At 33.6% G+C, this 16695-nt stretch carries 28 protein-coding genes; 24 read left to right on the top strand and 4 right to left on the bottom strand.

Features of this window, described 5'->3' with window-relative positions:
• The first annotated feature begins 9 nt into the window (after positions 1 to 9).
• Positions 10 to 276 (top strand): DUF3850 domain-containing protein, encoded by a 267-nt coding sequence (locus tag ID741_RS12635; protein ID WP_438720194.1) that lies wholly within the window; start codon positions 10 to 12, stop codon positions 274 to 276.
• A 58-nt stretch (positions 277 to 334) separates the two neighbouring features.
• On the opposite strand, the gene ID741_RS12630 is transcribed toward ID741_RS12635, so the two are convergent.
• Positions 335 to 589, bottom strand: a complete 255-nt coding sequence (locus tag ID741_RS12630; protein WP_438720193.1) for a hypothetical protein — start codon at positions 587 to 589, stop codon at positions 335 to 337.
• A 148-nt stretch (positions 590 to 737) separates the two neighbouring features.
• On the opposite strand from ID741_RS12630, the gene ID741_RS12625 reads away from it, so the two are divergent.
• Positions 738 to 869, top strand: coding sequence for a hypothetical protein (locus tag ID741_RS12625; RefSeq protein ID WP_438720192.1), 132 nt, complete (start codon positions 738 to 740; stop codon positions 867 to 869).
• A gap of 43 nt (positions 870 to 912) precedes the next feature.
• Here the strand turns inward: ID741_RS12625 and ID741_RS12620 are convergent, their stop codons facing one another.
• Positions 913 to 1146 carry a hypothetical protein gene (locus ID741_RS12620; protein ID WP_438720191.1) on the bottom strand — a complete coding sequence of 78 codons (234 nt, stop codon included), beginning with the start codon at positions 1144 to 1146 and terminating at the stop codon, positions 913 to 915.
• Positions 1147 to 1265: 119 nt separating this feature from the next.
• On the opposite strand from ID741_RS12620, the gene ID741_RS12615 reads away from it, so the two are divergent.
• Both ID741_RS12615 and ID741_RS12610 read left to right on the top strand, forming a co-directional pair.
• Entirely contained in the window at positions 1266 to 1595 is a 330-nt protein-coding gene (locus ID741_RS12615) for a hypothetical protein (protein WP_438720190.1), read from the top strand.
• A 22-nt stretch (positions 1596 to 1617) separates the two neighbouring features.
• Positions 1618 to 1842 carry a hypothetical protein gene (locus ID741_RS12610; protein WP_438720188.1) on the top strand — a complete coding sequence of 75 codons (225 nt, stop codon included), beginning with the start codon at positions 1618 to 1620 and terminating at the stop codon, positions 1840 to 1842.
• Positions 1843 to 2050: 208 nt separating this feature from the next.
• On the opposite strand, the gene ID741_RS12605 is transcribed toward ID741_RS12610, so the two are convergent.
• Both ID741_RS12605 and ID741_RS12600 read right to left on the bottom strand, forming a co-directional pair.
• Positions 2051 to 2377, bottom strand: coding sequence for a hypothetical protein (locus tag ID741_RS12605; RefSeq protein WP_438720187.1), 327 nt, complete (start codon positions 2375 to 2377; stop codon positions 2051 to 2053).
• 133 nt (positions 2378 to 2510) lie between these two features.
• Positions 2511 to 2936, bottom strand: a complete 426-nt coding sequence (locus ID741_RS12600; RefSeq protein WP_438719912.1) for a hypothetical protein — start codon at positions 2934 to 2936, stop codon at positions 2511 to 2513.
• Between the two features lie 171 nt (positions 2937 to 3107).
• Here ID741_RS12600 and ID741_RS12595 point away from each other — a divergent pair, with 171 nt between their 5' ends.
• From ID741_RS12595 to ID741_RS12500, 20 genes are all read left to right on the top strand, one after another.
• The gene (locus ID741_RS12595; protein ID WP_438720186.1) at positions 3108 to 5354 is read left to right on the top strand and encodes an AAA family ATPase; all 2247 of its coding nucleotides are present in this window, start codon (positions 3108 to 3110) and stop codon (positions 5352 to 5354) included.
• Positions 5355 to 5551: 197 nt separating this feature from the next.
• Positions 5552 to 5947, top strand: a complete 396-nt coding sequence (locus ID741_RS12590) for a RusA family crossover junction endodeoxyribonuclease (RefSeq protein ID WP_438720185.1) — start codon at positions 5552 to 5554, stop codon at positions 5945 to 5947.
• Positions 5944 to 6168, top strand: coding sequence for a hypothetical protein (locus ID741_RS12585; RefSeq protein WP_438720184.1), 225 nt, complete (start codon positions 5944 to 5946; stop codon positions 6166 to 6168). The genes ID741_RS12590 and ID741_RS12585 overlap by 4 nt, the downstream gene beginning before the upstream one ends.
• Before the next feature lies 1 nt (position 6169).
• Positions 6170 to 6706, top strand: a complete 537-nt coding sequence (locus ID741_RS12580) for a hypothetical protein (RefSeq protein WP_438720183.1) — start codon at positions 6170 to 6172, stop codon at positions 6704 to 6706.
• A 98-nt stretch (positions 6707 to 6804) separates the two neighbouring features.
• Positions 6805 to 7197 (top strand): phBC6A51 family helix-turn-helix protein, encoded by a 393-nt coding sequence (locus ID741_RS12575; RefSeq protein WP_438720182.1) that lies wholly within the window; start codon positions 6805 to 6807, stop codon positions 7195 to 7197.
• A complete protein-coding gene (locus ID741_RS12570) occupies positions 7194 to 8471 on the top strand; it encodes a hypothetical protein (RefSeq protein ID WP_438720181.1) in 1278 nt (425 codons plus the stop codon). Before ID741_RS12575 ends, ID741_RS12570 begins: the two co-directional genes overlap by 4 nt.
• The gene (locus ID741_RS12565; RefSeq protein WP_438720180.1) at positions 8471 to 9823 is read left to right on the top strand and encodes a phage portal protein; all 1353 of its coding nucleotides are present in this window, start codon (positions 8471 to 8473) and stop codon (positions 9821 to 9823) included. The genes ID741_RS12570 and ID741_RS12565 overlap by 1 nt, the downstream gene beginning before the upstream one ends.
• Positions 9816 to 10019, top strand: a complete 204-nt coding sequence (locus ID741_RS12560) for a hypothetical protein (protein WP_438720179.1) — start codon at positions 9816 to 9818, stop codon at positions 10017 to 10019. Before ID741_RS12565 ends, ID741_RS12560 begins: the two co-directional genes overlap by 8 nt.
• A gap of 11 nt (positions 10020 to 10030) precedes the next feature.
• A complete protein-coding gene (locus ID741_RS12555) occupies positions 10031 to 11449 on the top strand; it encodes a minor capsid protein (protein ID WP_438720178.1) in 1419 nt (472 codons plus the stop codon).
• A 16-nt stretch (positions 11450 to 11465) separates the two neighbouring features.
• Positions 11466 to 11714: a hypothetical protein gene (locus ID741_RS12550; RefSeq protein ID WP_438720177.1), complete on the top strand. Its 249-nt coding sequence runs from the start codon at positions 11466 to 11468 to the stop codon at positions 11712 to 11714.
• Between the two features lie 50 nt (positions 11715 to 11764).
• The gene (locus ID741_RS12545) at positions 11765 to 12040 is read left to right on the top strand and encodes a hypothetical protein (protein WP_438720176.1); all 276 of its coding nucleotides are present in this window, start codon (positions 11765 to 11767) and stop codon (positions 12038 to 12040) included.
• Positions 12041 to 12131: 91 nt separating this feature from the next.
• Complete coding sequence (locus tag ID741_RS12540) at positions 12132 to 12785, top strand: DUF4355 domain-containing protein (RefSeq protein ID WP_438720175.1); 654 nt, start codon at positions 12132 to 12134, stop codon at positions 12783 to 12785.
• Between the two features lie 12 nt (positions 12786 to 12797).
• Complete coding sequence (locus tag ID741_RS12535) at positions 12798 to 13685, top strand: phage capsid protein (RefSeq protein WP_438720174.1); 888 nt, start codon at positions 12798 to 12800, stop codon at positions 13683 to 13685.
• A 15-nt stretch (positions 13686 to 13700) separates the two neighbouring features.
• Complete coding sequence (locus ID741_RS12530; protein WP_438720173.1) at positions 13701 to 14057, top strand: phage head-tail connector protein; 357 nt, start codon at positions 13701 to 13703, stop codon at positions 14055 to 14057.
• Complete coding sequence (locus ID741_RS12525) at positions 14054 to 14368, top strand: hypothetical protein (protein ID WP_438720172.1); 315 nt, start codon at positions 14054 to 14056, stop codon at positions 14366 to 14368. The genes ID741_RS12530 and ID741_RS12525 overlap by 4 nt, the downstream gene beginning before the upstream one ends.
• The gene (locus ID741_RS12520) at positions 14369 to 14722 is read left to right on the top strand and encodes a hypothetical protein (protein ID WP_438720171.1); all 354 of its coding nucleotides are present in this window, start codon (positions 14369 to 14371) and stop codon (positions 14720 to 14722) included. It begins immediately after the preceding gene.
• A gap of 4 nt (positions 14723 to 14726) precedes the next feature.
• A complete protein-coding gene (gene gp17 / locus ID741_RS12515; RefSeq protein ID WP_438720170.1) occupies positions 14727 to 15140 on the top strand; it encodes a tail completion protein gp17 in 414 nt (137 codons plus the stop codon).
• A gap of 11 nt (positions 15141 to 15151) precedes the next feature.
• Positions 15152 to 15892, top strand: coding sequence for a phage major tail protein, TP901-1 family (locus ID741_RS12510; protein ID WP_438720169.1), 741 nt, complete (start codon positions 15152 to 15154; stop codon positions 15890 to 15892).
• Positions 15893 to 15902: 10 nt separating this feature from the next.
• Complete coding sequence (locus tag ID741_RS12505; RefSeq protein ID WP_438720168.1) at positions 15903 to 16256, top strand: segregation and condensation protein B; 354 nt, start codon at positions 15903 to 15905, stop codon at positions 16254 to 16256.
• A gap of 92 nt (positions 16257 to 16348) precedes the next feature.
• On the top strand, positions 16349 to 16693 hold the full coding sequence (locus ID741_RS12500) for a phenylalanine racemase (protein ID WP_438720167.1): 345 nt from the start codon (positions 16349 to 16351) through the stop codon (positions 16691 to 16693).
• Positions 16694 to 16695 lie beyond the last annotated feature (2 nt).

The following is a 16695-nucleotide window of genomic DNA, read 5'->3' as shown; positions in this document are numbered from 1 at the left end:
GAAGAAATTGTGGAAAAAAAAGGATACGTTGTGACTGAGCACAATTTAAAAATATTGCCTGAATATTTTAGAGAAGTAGAATCTGGCAATAAAATGTTTGAAATTAGAAAAAACGACAGGGATTTTAAAGTCAATGATACTGTCCATTTGAAAGAATTTGATGGGCAAAAATTTACAGGTGATTCATTAAGTTTTTGGATAACCTACATCACTGATTACATGCAGCAAGACGGATATGTTGTTTTTGGTCTAACCAGAACTATTGGAATTGGTTAGTCCGTCAAAGAACTTAATGAGTTAAAAGTTATTAATAAAAAAATGCCCAAAAGGCATTCTAAAAATTATTATCATATTCGCTAACTGCTAAATACTCGCCATCACTATAATAAAATTTAATATTGTCTCCGCTATGAGGCACCCCTTCATCTATAACTCGGTGAAGAAGTTCTTCAGGATTGTCACTTCTTGTGATAATTGACATTGCAGATAACTCATATGGATCAATTTCAATAAATGAGAAATTTGTAGGATACCCCTCCAAATCATTATCATCAGAAAAAACGGTCCATAAGATAGTTTTGTGAATCATAAAAAAAACTCCTTTCGAATAAATAGCTTTAATCAAGTTTACCATGAAAAAAATATAAAAACAGGGAGAAAGTATGGAAAACAGACAAATAATTAATCAAAATAATGTCCTCAGATGGCTGATAAAGAATTCCGATTGGGGTACTCCTATGGGGTTAATCTATGAACTAGGGAAAAGAAATAGTATGGCTGCAGAACATATAGTCAATAGCTTCGAAAAACTTAGTGATAAAGAGCAACTAGAGGTATTAGCAGAATTTGCTAGAGTCCAGCTGCAGTAAGTAAGCTAACGAAACATTTAGCAGAATAACATTACCTTTGAACTTATAGGATTCTAAGGATTCCATCAATTAATAAACTAATGCTCAAAATGATATTGATAGTAAATCCAACCTTATTATTTGTATTTAAACCATTGCCAAAGTTTGTATATTTAGGAATAAAGATTCTCTTGTCAGAAGGGAAAAAAACTCCGTATTTTCTTTTATTACTTAATAAATATGGGATTTTTGCTATTGGCCAGACAAGTAATAAGATACCTAAAATTAATTCAATCATTATGAACACCTCTTCGAATTTCATTCTGAGATTAATTTTAGCTTTTTAATTAGTAATAGTAAAGTCAGTAAATTTATTCCGTAAACGACGGAGATTGCTGAATTCATAGGAGATAAGCGATGAGAAAAATAAAAAAAACACCTCATTCTTTATATGCAAGTGTTAGTTATAACGGTATAGATTATTCGATAAAACTTCATGGACGAAGTAGAAAGCGAGTAATAGTGTTCTATTGGTATGTTGATGCTACAGGGGGCTATTTGCCAAACCTGGAAACATCAAAAATTTATGATGAAACTTTTCAAGAATCAAAAAAAGCGAGAGAGATAGCTAATAATTTTTTTATTGACCCTAAATTATTAGAAAATATTCTAACTAAACGTTATGACTCAGATTACATTTTAGAGAATGCTAGTGCAGTTGAAGAATACAAAAAATCAATTCAGTAATTCGAAGAAACGAGGGATAAAAATGAGTTATCCAAATTTTGATAAAGAAAATTCAATTTGCGCCAACTGTAGGAAAAACTTATTTGATGAAGAAGGATTTACAAGCCAATCCTTTGTAACAATTCGAGACAATTTTTTAATTATGAATTTTTTTCAATTTGAAGATGGTAGCGACAATATGTTTTGTGACAATGACTGTCTAGCGAATTATCTTTCTAGCGAAGAAATAGACATAGAAAGAAATTGAAAACAATTCGATTCATATTAAAACAATTGGTTCAAATCATTAAAATTATTAAAGAGGGTTTTACGAATCCTAATAAAGAAAAATATGTATTTTTTGATGAAAAAGCTAAGGACAATCTTGATCGGAAGTTAGATGAATTCCGCTAACCACCAAGATTACGGAATAGTAAGAAGATAAAAAAAGATAGCACTAAAATCGCACTATCTTCTTAGAAGCTATTTTTATTTTTCTGCCAACTAATTTCCAGTAGAATTCTCATCACTAATAAAAAGACTGCAAAACAAATTATGATTAATTGAGGACGGATGTTGATTCTTATAACAAAAGTAACTAAAAGTAATATTGATGAGCAGCAGCCAACAGCTAGCCAAGTTTTTCCAAGAAAGCTATTGGAAAATTTAAGGTACTCTTCTTTCTTTTCTTTGCGAAAGAGAATAGTAAAATCACGCCAAGGAACACTAGGGGTAAGTATTGAAAGACTACCAAAAAAACCGAGAGCACAAAAAGCAACAAGTAGAAACTGTACTTGGCTCATTCTAAATCACCTCAATCCCTTTTGATTAATTATATCATTGTCAAAAAAATTTAAAAAGGGAATGCAGTAGTAAGAGATTGAAATAAGTCAGCAAACTCAGCCTTTTACGGATTCAAGTATATCTGAAAATATATTATCTAGTAAAAAGAGATAGAAAAGGAAAAATTATAATAATTGGTAAGACTCCTTTGAGTAAGAAATCAACTATGAGTGGCACCTGATTGTAATCTGCCTGAACCCTTAAATTACCTAAAAATTTTGAGCGATTCACATCAAACAATTTTTCTTGTTTTGAATAAGCACCGCATTTAGGGCAAGTAAAAGAATAAAATACAGATCTGCTTTTTGGCGATGATTTAGAAGTTTTTATAGAACCCTTTGCTAATTTTTTCGCTTCTGGTCCTGTTAATTTATAGGATTGACTGCAGTTAGTGCACTTGAAAGAGTGAGTCGTATTTTCAGAATAAGCTATTTTATTAATTTTTATAAAAAAGTTTATTGCTCTAAAAAAGAAATTAAACGCTAGTAACAAAAAAAGAAAAAAACCAAAATAGATCATAAGATACCCCTTACTATTTTTTTTAATCATATAAAATTATCTGATATTTGTAAAGATGATCTAATGGTTGTGTTGCTGGTTTATTAACCTTTATGTGCAGCTAAAAAATCGATTATTCCGCTAACGTCGGCTTTTGCGGAAAACAACAATAAAACAAAGAGGTAAAAGCATTTGGAAAACAAACTAAACTTATTAGAACTTTTACAATACGTTGATCCATCAATGCTGGATTATCAAGGATGGGTCAACGTAGGTATGGCGCTCAAACATGAAGGCTATACTGCAGCAGATTGGGATGAATGGAGTCAAAATGATTCCAGATATCATCCCGGGGAAACATTTAAAAAATGGACTACATTTCAAGGGAATAATTCTCCAGTCACAGGAGCAACGATCACTCAGTTAGCTAAAGAAAATGGTTGGCAGAGTAATTACTTTGATGGCGAAGATGGCAATACTGTCATTGGCTGGAACGATACATTTGTGCCGGTAGATGTTGATAAAGGATACAAGTTAGTTAAAACGGATTGGGTATTAGGTCAAGAAATAAATGAGCCTAAGACTTGGGATCCAGCCCAACAGATAATCAAGTATCTAGAAGCAGTCTTTAATCCGGGAGACATTGTTGGTTACGTCAATGATGGATTTCCAGTAAAACGTGGCGATGATACTGAAAAGTGGTTACCTAAATCATCGGGAGTTTATACCAAGACTGCTGGAGAATTGATTGATAATTTAAGACGCTGTAATGGTGACATTGGTGCTGTACTTGGAGACCCAAATCCCAACAGTGGTGCATGGATTAGATTTAATCCCTTAGATGGTGAAGGCGTAAAAAATACTAATGTTGTCGATTTTAGATATGCCTTAGTAGAATCCGATAGCATGTCCATAGAACAACAAAATGAAATTTTACGAGAATTGGAATTGCCAATTGTGGCTTTGACTCACAGTGGTTCAAAAAGTTTACATGCAATCGTGAAGATTGAAGCAGTTAATTATCCTCAGTATCAAGAACGTGTCGATTATTTATATAAAATTATCGAAAAGAATGGTTTAAAGGTTGATAAGCAAAACAAGAATCCTTCGAGATTATCTCGGCTGCCTGGTTTCATTCGAGGTGAAAAGAAACAATTTTTAGTTGCCACTAATATAGGTAAGTCTTCATGGGAAGAATGGCAAGAATATATTGAGGACATGAATGACAATTTGCCGGATCCTGAGAGCTTAGAAAATCTATTTGAGAGTGAAATCGTATTGGCACCAGAATTAATCAAAGATGTTTTGCGGCAAGGTCATAAGATGCTTATTGCTGGACCATCAAAAGCTGGTAAATCTTTTTCACTTATACAGTTAGCTGTCGCAATAGCTGAAGGTCGTCAATGGCTTGGTTTTGATTGCACTAAAGGGAAAGTTTTATACGTCAACTTGGAATTAGATGAACGATCAGCCAAAAAACGTTTTGTTGAAATATATAATACTTTAGGCCAAGGACATGATAGTGTATCGAATATTGATATTTGGAATCTACGAGGTAAGACTTCGCCAATGGATAAGCTAGCACCTAAATTAATTCGCCGAGCTCAAAAAGAAAATTATATTGCGGTGATCATTGACCCGATTTATAAAGTCTTAACTGGTGATGAAAATAGCGCCCACGAAATGGCCAACTTTACCAACCAGTTTGACAAGATTGCAACAGAATTAGGGTGCGCCGTCATTTATTGTCATCATCATTCAAAAGGTAGTCAAGGAGGTAAAAGCTCAATTGACCGTTCCAGTGGTTCAGGAGTATTCGCTAGAGATCCTGATGCAATACTTGATCTAATAGAGCTACCATTAACCGAAGATCGAATAATGGCTTTGGAAAATGATGTAATATGTCGAACCTATCTACAGGCTATTCAAATATATAATCCAGTTTATGAAGAGATTGGACTTGATGATCAATACAGCAAGAAGCAGATGAAACATCATTTAATGTCAGCCATTAAGTCTCAAGAAGTGTTGAAACTGATTGAACAAAATAGACTTAAAGCTGTTGATTTAGCGAGACAAGCTAGTGCTTGGAGAATTGAAGGGACATTAAGAGAGTTTCCTAAGTTCAAACCAGTCAATGCATGGTTTAGATATCCTATTCATGTTTTAGATGATACTCTTCAAGATATTTCGTTAGAAGAAGATCCCAAAGATAAATGGAAAAAAGGTACACAAAAAGCCAACGAATCACGCAGCGAGAAAAGCAAGAAAGAATTAGAAGAGGCTTTTAATATTTTGAGTGAAGATGGTAATCCAGTTGATGTTGAGGACATTGCAAATTATTTGGAAATAGCAAAAAAGACCACCTACACACGAGTTAAAAAACACAACGAGTTTCAAGTTGTAGATGGAATGATTGAAAAAAAAAGAACTGAATAGTTGTATCAAGCTATTTAGCTAGGCACTGGATAGCGACAGAGTAAAAACGTTGATATGTCGCTGTCTCGGTTCCTGTCTCTATCTCCCCTTGGGGGGATAGATAGAGACAGAGAAACCAGCGAGACAAAAATGGATGAAGAAAGAATGAAGTGATTCTGGACTATGCCAAAATAAAATAACAGAAATTGGGTGAAATAATGATTGAATTTTTTATGAATATAATTCCACCAGAAACTACACATCAACAAAAGAAAGTTCATGTCGTAAACGGTAAGCCAGTATTTTATGAGCCAGAGGATTTGAAAAAAGCTCGAGTAAAACTTATGGCTCATTTAGCCAAGTTTGCACCAGAGAAGAAAATTATGTCACCAGTACGCATGACGACCAAATGGTGTTTTCCAATAGTTGGCAGCCATAAAGATGGTGAGTATAAGTTTACCAAACCTGATTTGGATAATAGCAATAAACTACTTCAAGACTGCATGACTAAATTAGGTTTTTGGAAAGACGACTCTTATGTGGTGAGTTTAGTTAATGAAAAGTTTTGGGCTGAAATACCAGGGATATACATCAGAATTGAGGAGATTGAATGAATTGGACAGATTTTTTTAATGACCTTCAAAAATGGATGGAAGCATCAAATGAAATTAGTAAAAAACATCCTATAACGACTGATGAGTACTGGGGTTGGCTAGTAAAAACGATCGGGATTATTGGAGACAGATATAATAATCATCCTTTGGTATTGAACTTTCTTACAGCGTTAATCCAGTTTCAGGATGATAACTTTAAAACGATAACGGGGAGGAAATAACTTGGCCGAGGGATTAACAAAATATCAAATAGAAATAATCACAAAAGAAGTTTCAAAAATTCAGGAAAGAAAGTCAAATGAAAAAAAGAAAGAAAGACGAAATTGGAAATTGAGGAATACTCAGTTGCTTTTAAAGAATTACCAATTACTAAAAAAACATTGTGATGGGATTATTCCAACTTTAGAAGTTTATCAAGATTCAATTTTTAATCAAGAGGAATTAGACTTAGCAATGCTTATGAAGTATAAGGCTAGGACCAAAGAAATGTTAGATTATTTTGATCTGATGTTTTCTTCATATAGCCAATACTGTCATAATCAAGGTCCAATGGCAGAACGTAGATTAGGAGTCGTTTCTAAATTATATACTTTTGAGAATAAAGCTTTTCATTTAACAAAATCCGAAGTGGCCGACTATTATGCTATAGATGCTAGAACTGTTGATCGTGATATTAAAAAATCTTCAGAAGAATTATCTATCTTTCTTTTCGGGATTGATAGTCTGGATGATTTATCTCATGTCTTATTCGTGTCTTGATGTCGTCTTATAGCTCATGATATTATGATACCGTGAAATAAATGTGATTAGGCACCCTTATGGGGTGTCTTTTTTGCCTAGAAAGAAGGTGAAATTAAGTGACAGAAAGAAACAAATACCAACCAACTGCAGCAGAGAAAAAACTGTTAGAAGTATTGATTAATCCTGAATATGTAGGTAAGTCTGTTACAGCAATCTGTAAAGATGCAACGGTAAGTAGAAAAAAATACTATGATGCCATGTCTAAAGAAGATTTTAGAAATCTGGTTAACCAAACAACTATGGATTTAATAAAAGGTAAAGCTTCTGATGTCCTTAACGCCACCTATAAATATGCTATGAAAGAAAAAGGCCATCAAGATAGAAAAATGATTTTGAATATTGCTGGAATCTATGTAGAAAAAAGAGAAACTGAGTTGTCCGGAAATATTGATATATCTGGAGCGGCAAAAGAAATTGAATCTTTTTTTGATGGCGATGATTCCTCATGACACCTAAACAACAGCGGTATTTAAACCTTATAAAAAATAATCCTGTAAAATTTGGTCATTTAGTCGGTTTTCCTGATTTAACAAACCTACATAATGATTGGTTGAAATCATTTTTGTTCGAAACAAAAGACCAAACGTTATTGGCCCATCGTGGCTCTTATAAAACTACAGACTTAGCTTTGGCGATTGCATTGTTGATGGTAATTTATCCCAACAAGACAATCGCTTTTTTGCGCAAAACAGATACTGATGTTGTAGAGATTATCCTTCAAGTAGCAAAGATTTTACTATCAGATTATTTTAAGCAATTAGTATTAGTCCTTTACAATGTCGAGTTAGTTCTAATTAAAGAAACTACTACAGAGATTGATACTAACTTGAAAACATCCGCTCGTGGTACTTCGCAACTATTAGGTTTAGGAATTGGTGCCAGCTTAACTGGTAAACATGCAGATATTGTTATCACAGATGATATTGTCAATATTAAAGATCGTGTCAGTAAAGCAGAACGTGAACGAACAAAGCTACAATACCAGGAACTTCAAAATGTAAAAAATCGTGGTGGTAGATTTATCAATACTGGTACACCTTGGCACAAAGATGATGCGATATCTATGATGCCAAATGTTCAACGATTTGATTGCTACCAAACTGGATTAATCACTAAAGAGCAATTAAAAGATTTAAGAGATTCAATGAGTCCTTCGTTGTTCGCTGCCAATTATGAATTAAAACATATAGCTGATAGCGAGTCGATGTTTGAGAAAGCTAACTTCATCCCATTTACTGAAGATATATACAATGGTGTCGCTCATATTGATGCTGCCTATAGTGGTTCAGATAAGACAGCTTTTACAATATTCAAAGAGCAAGAAGATGGTCGAATAATTGGTTATGGCAAGCTTTGGAGTAAACACGTAAATGATTGTATTGAAGAAATTTCATTCAAGCATGAAGAACTTAAGGCAGGAACAATTTATCTTGAAACTAATGCTGATAAAGGGTATTTAGCTAGGGATTTAAGAAAGCTGTCATTACCTACTAGCGAATATCATGAAAGCCAAAATAAATACATTAAAATCGCAACATATTTAAGAAAATATTGGAATCAAATTGATTGGCTTGATGAGACTGACCCGGAGTATATTTCAATGATTTTAGACTATACAGAAAATGCGGATCACGATGATGCACCCGATAGTGCAGCTAGTTTGATGAGAATAATTAAGAAGAAAAATAAAATTGGAATGCAATTTTTTAGAGGAGGTTTGTAATGAGGTATGAATTTTTTGAACCAGTAAAGGTGATGACTTGTTCAAGAGAGAAAGAAATTAACAATTCATTATTAGCCTATTATATCAATAAGCACAAAACTGAAATCAGACGTTATGAAATGTTGTATAAGATGTATTATGGCAAACACCTAATCATAGAAATGCCATTGAAAGAACGATATAAGCCAGATAATCGAGTAGTAGTTAACTTTGCAAAATACATTGTTGATACATTCAATGGTTACTTTATGGGTAAACCAGTTACAGTAGCACATGAGAATCCTGAATTATCAAAGCAAGTGAATCGTATTCTTAAACTTAACGATCAAAATGATAACAATGTTGAATTATCTAAGCTGGTACAGATATATGGCCGGGCGTATGAATTCCTTTATCAAGATGAGGAGGCCATGACACGAATTACTTATAACGGCCCATTAGATATGTTTATGGTATATGATGACACAATTGCCCAAAGACCTTATTTTTCTGTTAGATACTATCTCAACACTGAAAATAGATTGATGGGGGAAATTTATACAAGTGATTCTGTATATTACTTTCACCAAGGAGAAAAAGGTTATCAAATATACGAACAGCAACCACACTATTATCATGAAGTTCCTGTGATTGAATATATCAATAATGATGAACGTCAGGGAATCTTTGAGCCAGTCATTTCAATGATTAATGCTTTTAACAAAGCTTTATCTGAAAAAGCCAATGATGTAGATTATTTTGCAGATGCCTATTTAGCTGTATTGGGCGTGCAACTAGATCAAGAGGGAATGAAAAACATTCGAGATAATCGAATCATTAACTTCTTCGGAACAGATGATCCTGAACAAATCAAAAATATTGTTGTTGAGTTTTTAAGTAAACCCGATGGCGATACTTCCCAGGAGCATTTATTGGATCGTTTAGAGAGATTGATTTATCAAATGGCTATGGTTACTAATCTGGCAAGTGAAAACTTAGGAAATGCTAGTGGTGTTGGCCTTCAATTTAAAATCCAAGAAATGGAAAATTTAGCATTAAATAGTGAGCGTAAGTTCACTAGTGGAATGAACCAACGATTTAGAATGATTTTTCAATTACCGACTAATATTCCGGCTTCTTTAAAAGAAGAATGGTTCAATCTTGAATACAAGTTTTTTAGAAATATTCCAAGAGACACACTGTCAGAAGTTCAGAAAGCACAAGCTGCTGCAGGATTATTGCCACTTGAAGATCGCATCGCAATGATTTCTGATATTGCAGATCCCAAAGCAACGGCTGAGAAAATGCGTGAAGAATCAGGCGGCCCTGTAACTGATAATTTTTCTAGGATTGGAGGCGATACTGATGAATAGTATTTTATTTTGGTGTGGCGCTGCTATTGTTTGTTCCATTACCTTAGCATTATGTATTTGTATTGTAGGAGTGACACTTATTGAAATAAGGAAGCAATTTAAAAAAGAAAAATTTACTCGTTTAGATACTCCACCAAGCCATCCAAATTGTCGTCATTCAATTTATCCAGTTCACAAAGATTCAGATGAAGAATAGGAGCTGATAAAATGGCTCATACTTCTGATTATTGGAAAAAACGTCAAGATGCATTAATGGCTGGATTAGATAAAAAAGATGAGAAATTTACTATTCAGCTTCAAAAAGAATACGACAGGGTTTTAAAAGATTTAGAAAAAGATATTGCCTATTATTATCAAAGCTATGGTGTCAATGATGTCATTGAATACAGAACCATGATGGGAGCTTTATCTGACTCAGAAAGAGAAGCAGTTTTTAGAGACTTTGATAACTTTGTTCAACAGAATCCCCAGTACGTAAATCTATTACCTGTTAGAAATAATATTTATAATCTTAATCGGCTCGAAGGATTACAAATGTCGGTTAGAATGAAAATGGCACAGCTAGGAATCATAGAAGATCAGCAAATGACTGATTATCTATCTAAATCATATGAATATGGCTATATGGCCACAATGAAAAACTTGGAGAATACTTCAAGTTTTTTTAGTATTAACAATTCTATGTTGCAACAGACCCTGTCGAATAAATGGTTTGATAAAAAAAATTACTCCGACAGACTATGGGAAAATAAAAACACTTTACGTAATTGGTTTAATTCGGATTTATCCAATGGGCTAATAAATGGAACGAATTATAATGATTTAGTGAAATCTTTACAGAATAGAATTGATGTTGGAAAGTTTTATGCAAAAAGATTAGTTTGGACCGAATCGGCATTTTTTATGAATACTGCCAATGCCCATGCATTTATAGATGATGGTATAGAGAATTATCGCTACACTTCAATTATTGATAATCGTACTAGTGATACTTGTAGAGCGCTAAATAATAAAGTCTTTTCGTTTAAAGATTATAAACCTGGACTTAATGCACCACCGATGCATTCTTTTTGCCGATCAACTGTCGTACCTATTGAAAATGATGTTAAAGTCGATGTCTTTTCGGAAGATATTGAAAAGACAATTGATGATTATGGGGCTGATGTATCCTATGCTAAATATGCTGATTTATTAGGCATAAATAACATGCCTACTTTTGAGGATTTCAAAACGATGGGGTATAATGATAGTAATGAATTACAGTGGTTTAAAGATTATGCAAAATCCAGAGAGAAGAATAATATTTCTGCTTTATCGTCTTTTAGCGATTATGTTTATTACAAAAAACAAATAGAAAAAAGGCTGATAGGTCAAACGACTGTTGACGGAATTCAAATAAATGGTCAAAGAAAACACTTTATCGAGAGAGTATTAGGTACTTCTGAGGATCCTAAAACTGGGAAGCCTAGAAATGGAGTGTCAATAGATGATGTTGTACAAGCAGTAAAGCATGGTACTGTTAAGCCAAGTTTATATGATGGTACGGTAAATCGTTATATTGGAAAAAAAGCTAAAGTTACTTTGAATATTGTTACGGGTGATTTAATTCAAGTAGCTCCATCTTAATGAAAGGGATGATTTTATGTTAATTACTCTAAAGAAATCTGATTACGATTTTTTGAAAAAAATAGATAAAAAAATTATTGCGGGATTAGATGTTGTAGAAAAATCCGATTCTATAGAGATAAAATTTACTGACAAAGAATCTCTTGACGATTGGGATGATAATTTAACATTTGCTATCGTACATTATGGACTTGATGATCAAGAAGAAGTTAATGAAGTTGGGCAGCGTATGTATGAAATTTATGATGATATATCTGACGTTTAATTACTAGGTAATTAGGCGTTTTTTTCTACTTCAAAATAAGGAGGGTAGCTATGGCACAAAAATTATTCAAATGTGATAAGTGTTTTAAACTAACTCCGCTCATTCAAAAAACTGAGAATTTATCAAAAGGTATACAAAGAAATTTTTTTGAATGTAAGAACTGCAAAGCTAAAACTACAGTTTATTTCTCTGATAAAAGGCTTAGAAGAATGATTAAAAAGCAGCAAACATTGAATGTTCAAGAGAGAAAAGCGGTATTACAATCAGAAATTGAGCAAAGAATGAACGAACTAAAAACTATTTATGAAACTAGTCCTATTTTATAGGGCTTTTTATTTTGTCCAAGCATTGATGACGATAAAAGCAATGGATGTGCAAGCATTGATTCACGTTAAAAGCAATGGAAGGAGAAACAACATGAAAAAATTATTATTACCAATGAACTTGCAATTTTTCGCTGCTGATGATGGCGGTAATGGTGGCCAACATGAAGCTAAAGAGGACAGCAATAGCGAAGAAAACAACAATTTAGTTTCAATTGAGGATTTATCAGAAAAAGCTTTAGTTGCTATAAAAGAAAAGTTCGAATTAAAGGATAATAACGACATTGATTCTATTGTAAAAAGTAGGAAAGCTAAATGGCAAAAAGAACAGGAAGCAAAACAAAAAGAAGCTGAACGTTTGGCAAGTATGAATGATGATGAAAAAACCGAACATGAAAAGCAAAAACTTCTTGATCGTATTGCCGAATTAGAAAACAAAGAAAATTATACAGCAATGTCAAAAGAGGCTTCCAAGATGCTGTCAGAGGTTTCGATTTCGGCTGATGATGAAATCCTTGATTTTGTTGTTAGAGACACAGCAGAAGAAACTAAACAAGCTGTCGATGCTTTTATTTCTTTAGTTGATGCAAAAGCGGAAGAAAAAACGAAACAGGCATTATCTGGTAAGCCACCTAAGATTAATTTGAACCCGGGAAAACAAATGACTAAACAAGAAATTATGTCCATTAAGGATAATGCAACCCGGCAACAAGCTATTCAAGATAATATCCATCTTTTCAAAAAATAGGAGGAAAAAAATATGGCACAAGAAACTAATTTAACAACAATGGATGACTTAGGCGAAATTAAATCCATTGATTTTGTAAACCGATTTGAAACAGGAATTTCAGAATTACTAGAATTATTAGGTGTTACAAGAAAACTAGAATTAACTCAAGATTTATTGGTCCAAATGTACGAGTGGGAAACAGATTTAAAATCTGGTGTGGTTGCTGAAGGAGAAGACATTCCATTGTCAAAAGCAACTCGCAAGAAAGGAAAATCTTTCCAAGTGGCTTTCAATAAATGGCGTAGAGCTGTTTCAGCAGAAGCAATTGCACGACATGGTGCTTCACGAGCAATTGATGAAGCAGATAATAAATTAATCCGTAAAATTCAAGGCGGTATTAAATCCAACTTTGTTACTTTCTTAGGTACTTCACCAACAAAATTAACAGAAGAAAGCTTGCAAAAGTCTTTAGCAAAATCTTGGGCAACCTTATCAACGTACGAAGAATTTGACGGCGCAGAATTTGTGTCATTTGTGAATCCATTAGATGTTGCTGATTATTTATCAGACACTGCAGTTTTGGCGAATGCCTCAAATGTGTTTGGTATGACTTTGTTGAAAAACTTTTTAGGAACTTCAAACGTAGTTGTATTAAATGCGATTCCACAAGGAAAGGTTTATTCAACTGCTGTAGACAATATTGTTTTAGCTTACTTAAATATGCTGACTTCAGATTTAGGTGGTATCTTTGCTGACTTCACTGATGAAACAGGTTATATTTCTGCTACTCGTGGTAAAACATTAAAAAATGCAACCTATGAATCTTTATTTATGAATGCTTTAGTATTATTTCCTGAAATCCCTAAAGGAGTTATCGAAGCAACGATTCAACCAGCAACGCCAGCATCTGGAAAGTAAAGGACGTGATTACCCATGGCGGACGATTTAACACCTAAAGAAGCAATAATCAAACGTGTGGTTATCAGAGAGCCAGAATTAATAGATCAACAAGAATTAGCGTCTGAATTTATTGAAACTGCAATTGATAGGATTAAACTTTACACAGGCGTTAAGGACTTTCCTAGCGCCTTTAATTCTATTGCCGTTGAAGTGGTTATGGCTATGTATCGTCGAAAATATCACGAAGGTATTTCTTCGGAAAATGCTGATGTATTTAGTGTGTCTTTTATTGACAACATTCTATCTGGTTATGATCGTGAGTTTTCTAATTATTTTAAGACGCAAGATGATGATCCAGACAATAAAAAAGGTAAGTTGGTGTTCTTATGAGATTTTATCCAATTGCTTTAAATATTGAAAAAATAGTTGGTGAGGATAAACTTCATAATCCAATCGTTGAACATGTTTTTTTAGATAGTGGTATGGGACGCAAAGGAACATGGACTGCTGAAGAAATTGCTCTTGATTCAAGAATTGTTACTAAAAATCTTCAAAAAGTGATTACTACCTTGAGTAATACGTCTTTAAAAAAAGCTACACAATTAGTGCTAAAAGAAGAAGAGTTCACAATTGAAAATATCAAAGGTGAAGATGATGATAGATGGCGCATTGTTTATGTGAAAAACTATGGAAGTGATTAAATGTCTTATGGATTGAGCTTGTTTGGTACAGAGGCTCTTGAAAAAGAATTAGCAAGAAAATCCGAACTAGATTTAATAAATGTTCAGAAAAAGCAAATGCGGGACATTTATACTAGAGGACAAGAGCCAGGAGGGACACCAGTTGGTGATTATGCTGGTGGCGGACAACTAAGAATGTCGATGTCTTATACAGGCGATGAAACTGGCTATACAAAAGATTATGGGCCTCACGTTGAATTTGGCCATCGTCTTAGAAATGGCGGTTTTTTGCCCGGTCAGTATTATTTCAAAACAAATGTTGATTCACAGCGTTTAATTTACAAAGAAGATTTAAAAAATAAACTAAAGGAGTGATGAAATGTTAGAACAGCTATCACTCTCCGATTTATTGGTTGGTGTCATTGACGTTTTAAAGAAAAATATCAAAGACATTCAGATTTTAGATCATGTACCAAAAAATCAAAAATTACCATTTGTTAGTGTTGAGTTAATAGGTGTTGAGCCTATACCTTCAAAGACAATGTGGAAAGATAAATATCAAATATATATACATGGGTGGGCAGATGGTTCTAAAGGATCACTGCCTATTTTTGATTTAGCCGATAAGATTAGAGAAGCGATGACAGTTGAAGTACAACTTCCAGACGGATTTGAATTATTAATTCAAAAGCCAGAGGGCGCACAAAGAATTTTAGAAGATGAATCAAAAACACGACATGCTGTACTAGGTTATTCCTTAACAGTAACTTATGGTTTTAAATTCAAAATATAGGAGGAAACAACATGGCAGAAGTAAAAGGATTTGAAGATCAGCTTTATTGTGATTATTCATCTACAGCGGTAAAAGCAGTAGCAGGTAAAGATATCATTCTTGCTATTTTCAATACAACTGGAGATAAATTATTGGCTATTGCTGGCCAACAAGGTTTATCAATTAACCGCTCAAAAGATTCTATTGAAATCACATCAAAAGACACAAAAGGTGGATGGAAATCTAAAATTGGTGGTATGAAAGAATGGTCAATTGATAATGATGGTCTTTATGTAAGATCAGATGATTCTCATAAAGAGTTAGGAAAGTATTTTGATGGTGATGACCCTATCTGTATTAAAGTTTTAGATATGCGTAATAAACTCCCTATGTTTGGTGGTTTAGCAATTGTCACTGATTATTCTTTAGAAGCGCCTTATGATGATGCAATGACTTATTCAATCACTTTAGATGGTGCAGGAGCATTGGTTGATTTATCTGAAGAAACTGGGGCAAGCCAAATGCCAGAAGGAACGCCAAGTATTACTTTAAGTCAATCAACTTTATCATTAGCAAAAGATGCGACTGAAACGTTAACGGCGATTACTTATCCTGAAAATACAAAAGTAACTTATACTTCAAGTGATTCCGCAGTTGTAACAGTAACACCAGCACAAGCTAAGATCACGGCAATTGCAGAGGGTGAAGCAACTGTTATTGCTACAACAAAAGAAGGCGCTGTTGCTAAATGTCTAGTAACAGTTACCGCGTAGGAGGACAATCATGAACGAAGAAATTGAAAATATTGAACAAGTGGAAGAATTATCAGAAGGACAATTTGAAGTTAATGGAGTTATATATGAACTTCGTTATAACCTTCAAAAAATCAAAACTATTGAAACTATTACAAAACAAAGTGTTAATGCGATTGTGGTAAATAACAATGGTGTTTTGCCAATTCAAATGATGGAAACACTTTTTTCTTTTGGTTTAGTGGAGTCTAAAGGGCTTAAAGCAGTACCTCAGAAAAAGGCAATTTCTATGTTTGAGCCTTTTATTGAAGCCAATGGTGCCATTACAGTAAATGGTTTGATTGTTGATAAAATTCAGGAAGATATGGGTTTTTTATTCCAATAGAACTCGTTGAATACGAGTATTGGGATACAGATATTCCTTTAACACCAGAACAAAAAAAGAAAAATAAAGTAGCCAAGCCTTTTCAAAATGAAATGGATTTGGCTTTTTTTGTTGTCAATTTTGGTTACACAAAAGAGGAATATCAGCAACTTACTGAAACGGAAAAACTATTTATACAAAAAGAATATGAACGAAAAACAATTAATGATGCTACCTATATGCGTGATGCTGTCTTTAATGCTGTATCGAATGCATTAAGGAAAAAAGGTGCAAAATTTCAAGAGCTGTTTAAGAAAAAACAATCAAAAGCAGATGTTGAATTTAATGAGTCTGCCGTTGATGTTGTTTTGTCTTTAGAAGAAAGAGACGGCAAATCATGGGTAGACAAAGTTTATGCTGCTAATGGTTTAAGAAAGCCAATGAGAGGGGGAAGCTGATA

It is taken from the genome of Enterococcus sp. AZ103 (genome assembly GCF_051714685.1).
Taxonomy (GTDB): Bacteria; Bacillota; Bacilli; order Lactobacillales; family Enterococcaceae; genus Enterococcus_A; species Enterococcus_A alishanensis.
Note: the sequence above shows the minus strand (reverse complement) of the source record. Positions and strands in the feature narration are given on the sequence as shown.

What these genes read in the sequence shown, in the direction of transcription:
- ID741_RS12630 (WP_438720193.1), bottom strand. Translation starts at nt 589, where the DNA reads ATGATTCACAAAACTATCTTATGGACCGTTTTTTCTGATGATAATGAT.
- ID741_RS12625 (WP_438720192.1), top strand. Translation starts at nt 738, where the DNA reads ATGGGGTTAATCTATGAACTAGGGAAAAGAAATAGTATGGCTGCAGAA.
- ID741_RS12620 (WP_438720191.1), bottom strand. Translation starts at nt 1,146, where the DNA reads ATGATTGAATTAATTTTAGGTATCTTATTACTTGTCTGGCCAATAGCA.
- ID741_RS12615 (WP_438720190.1), top strand. Translation starts at nt 1,266, where the DNA reads ATGAGAAAAATAAAAAAAACACCTCATTCTTTATATGCAAGTGTTAGT.
- ID741_RS12610 (WP_438720188.1), top strand. Translation starts at nt 1,618, where the DNA reads ATGAGTTATCCAAATTTTGATAAAGAAAATTCAATTTGCGCCAACTGT.
- ID741_RS12605 (WP_438720187.1), bottom strand. Translation starts at nt 2,377, where the DNA reads ATGAGCCAAGTACAGTTTCTACTTGTTGCTTTTTGTGCTCTCGGTTTT.
- ID741_RS12600 (WP_438719912.1), bottom strand. Translation starts at nt 2,936, where the DNA reads ATGATCTATTTTGGTTTTTTTCTTTTTTTGTTACTAGCGTTTAATTTC.
- ID741_RS12590 (WP_438720185.1), top strand. Translation starts at nt 5,552, where the DNA reads ATGATTGAATTTTTTATGAATATAATTCCACCAGAAACTACACATCAA.
- ID741_RS12585 (WP_438720184.1), top strand. Translation starts at nt 5,944, where the DNA reads ATGAATTGGACAGATTTTTTTAATGACCTTCAAAAATGGATGGAAGCA.
- ID741_RS12570 (WP_438720181.1), top strand. Translation starts at nt 7,194, where the DNA reads ATGACACCTAAACAACAGCGGTATTTAAACCTTATAAAAAATAATCCT.
- ID741_RS12565 (WP_438720180.1), top strand. Translation starts at nt 8,471, where the DNA reads ATGAGGTATGAATTTTTTGAACCAGTAAAGGTGATGACTTGTTCAAGA.
- ID741_RS12560 (WP_438720179.1), top strand. Translation starts at nt 9,816, where the DNA reads ATGAATAGTATTTTATTTTGGTGTGGCGCTGCTATTGTTTGTTCCATT.
- ID741_RS12555 (WP_438720178.1), top strand. Translation starts at nt 10,031, where the DNA reads ATGGCTCATACTTCTGATTATTGGAAAAAACGTCAAGATGCATTAATG.
- ID741_RS12550 (WP_438720177.1), top strand. Translation starts at nt 11,466, where the DNA reads ATGTTAATTACTCTAAAGAAATCTGATTACGATTTTTTGAAAAAAATA.
- ID741_RS12545 (WP_438720176.1), top strand. Translation starts at nt 11,765, where the DNA reads ATGGCACAAAAATTATTCAAATGTGATAAGTGTTTTAAACTAACTCCG.
- ID741_RS12540 (WP_438720175.1), top strand. Translation starts at nt 12,132, where the DNA reads ATGAAAAAATTATTATTACCAATGAACTTGCAATTTTTCGCTGCTGAT.
- ID741_RS12535 (WP_438720174.1), top strand. Translation starts at nt 12,798, where the DNA reads ATGGCACAAGAAACTAATTTAACAACAATGGATGACTTAGGCGAAATT.
- ID741_RS12530 (WP_438720173.1), top strand. Translation starts at nt 13,701, where the DNA reads ATGGCGGACGATTTAACACCTAAAGAAGCAATAATCAAACGTGTGGTT.
- ID741_RS12525 (WP_438720172.1), top strand. Translation starts at nt 14,054, where the DNA reads ATGAGATTTTATCCAATTGCTTTAAATATTGAAAAAATAGTTGGTGAG.
- ID741_RS12520 (WP_438720171.1), top strand. Translation starts at nt 14,369, where the DNA reads ATGTCTTATGGATTGAGCTTGTTTGGTACAGAGGCTCTTGAAAAAGAA.
- gp17 (WP_438720170.1), top strand. Translation starts at nt 14,727, where the DNA reads ATGTTAGAACAGCTATCACTCTCCGATTTATTGGTTGGTGTCATTGAC.
- ID741_RS12510 (WP_438720169.1), top strand. Translation starts at nt 15,152, where the DNA reads ATGGCAGAAGTAAAAGGATTTGAAGATCAGCTTTATTGTGATTATTCA.
- ID741_RS12505 (WP_438720168.1), top strand. Translation starts at nt 15,903, where the DNA reads ATGAACGAAGAAATTGAAAATATTGAACAAGTGGAAGAATTATCAGAA.
- ID741_RS12500 (WP_438720167.1), top strand. Translation starts at nt 16,349, where the DNA reads ATGGATTTGGCTTTTTTTGTTGTCAATTTTGGTTACACAAAAGAGGAA.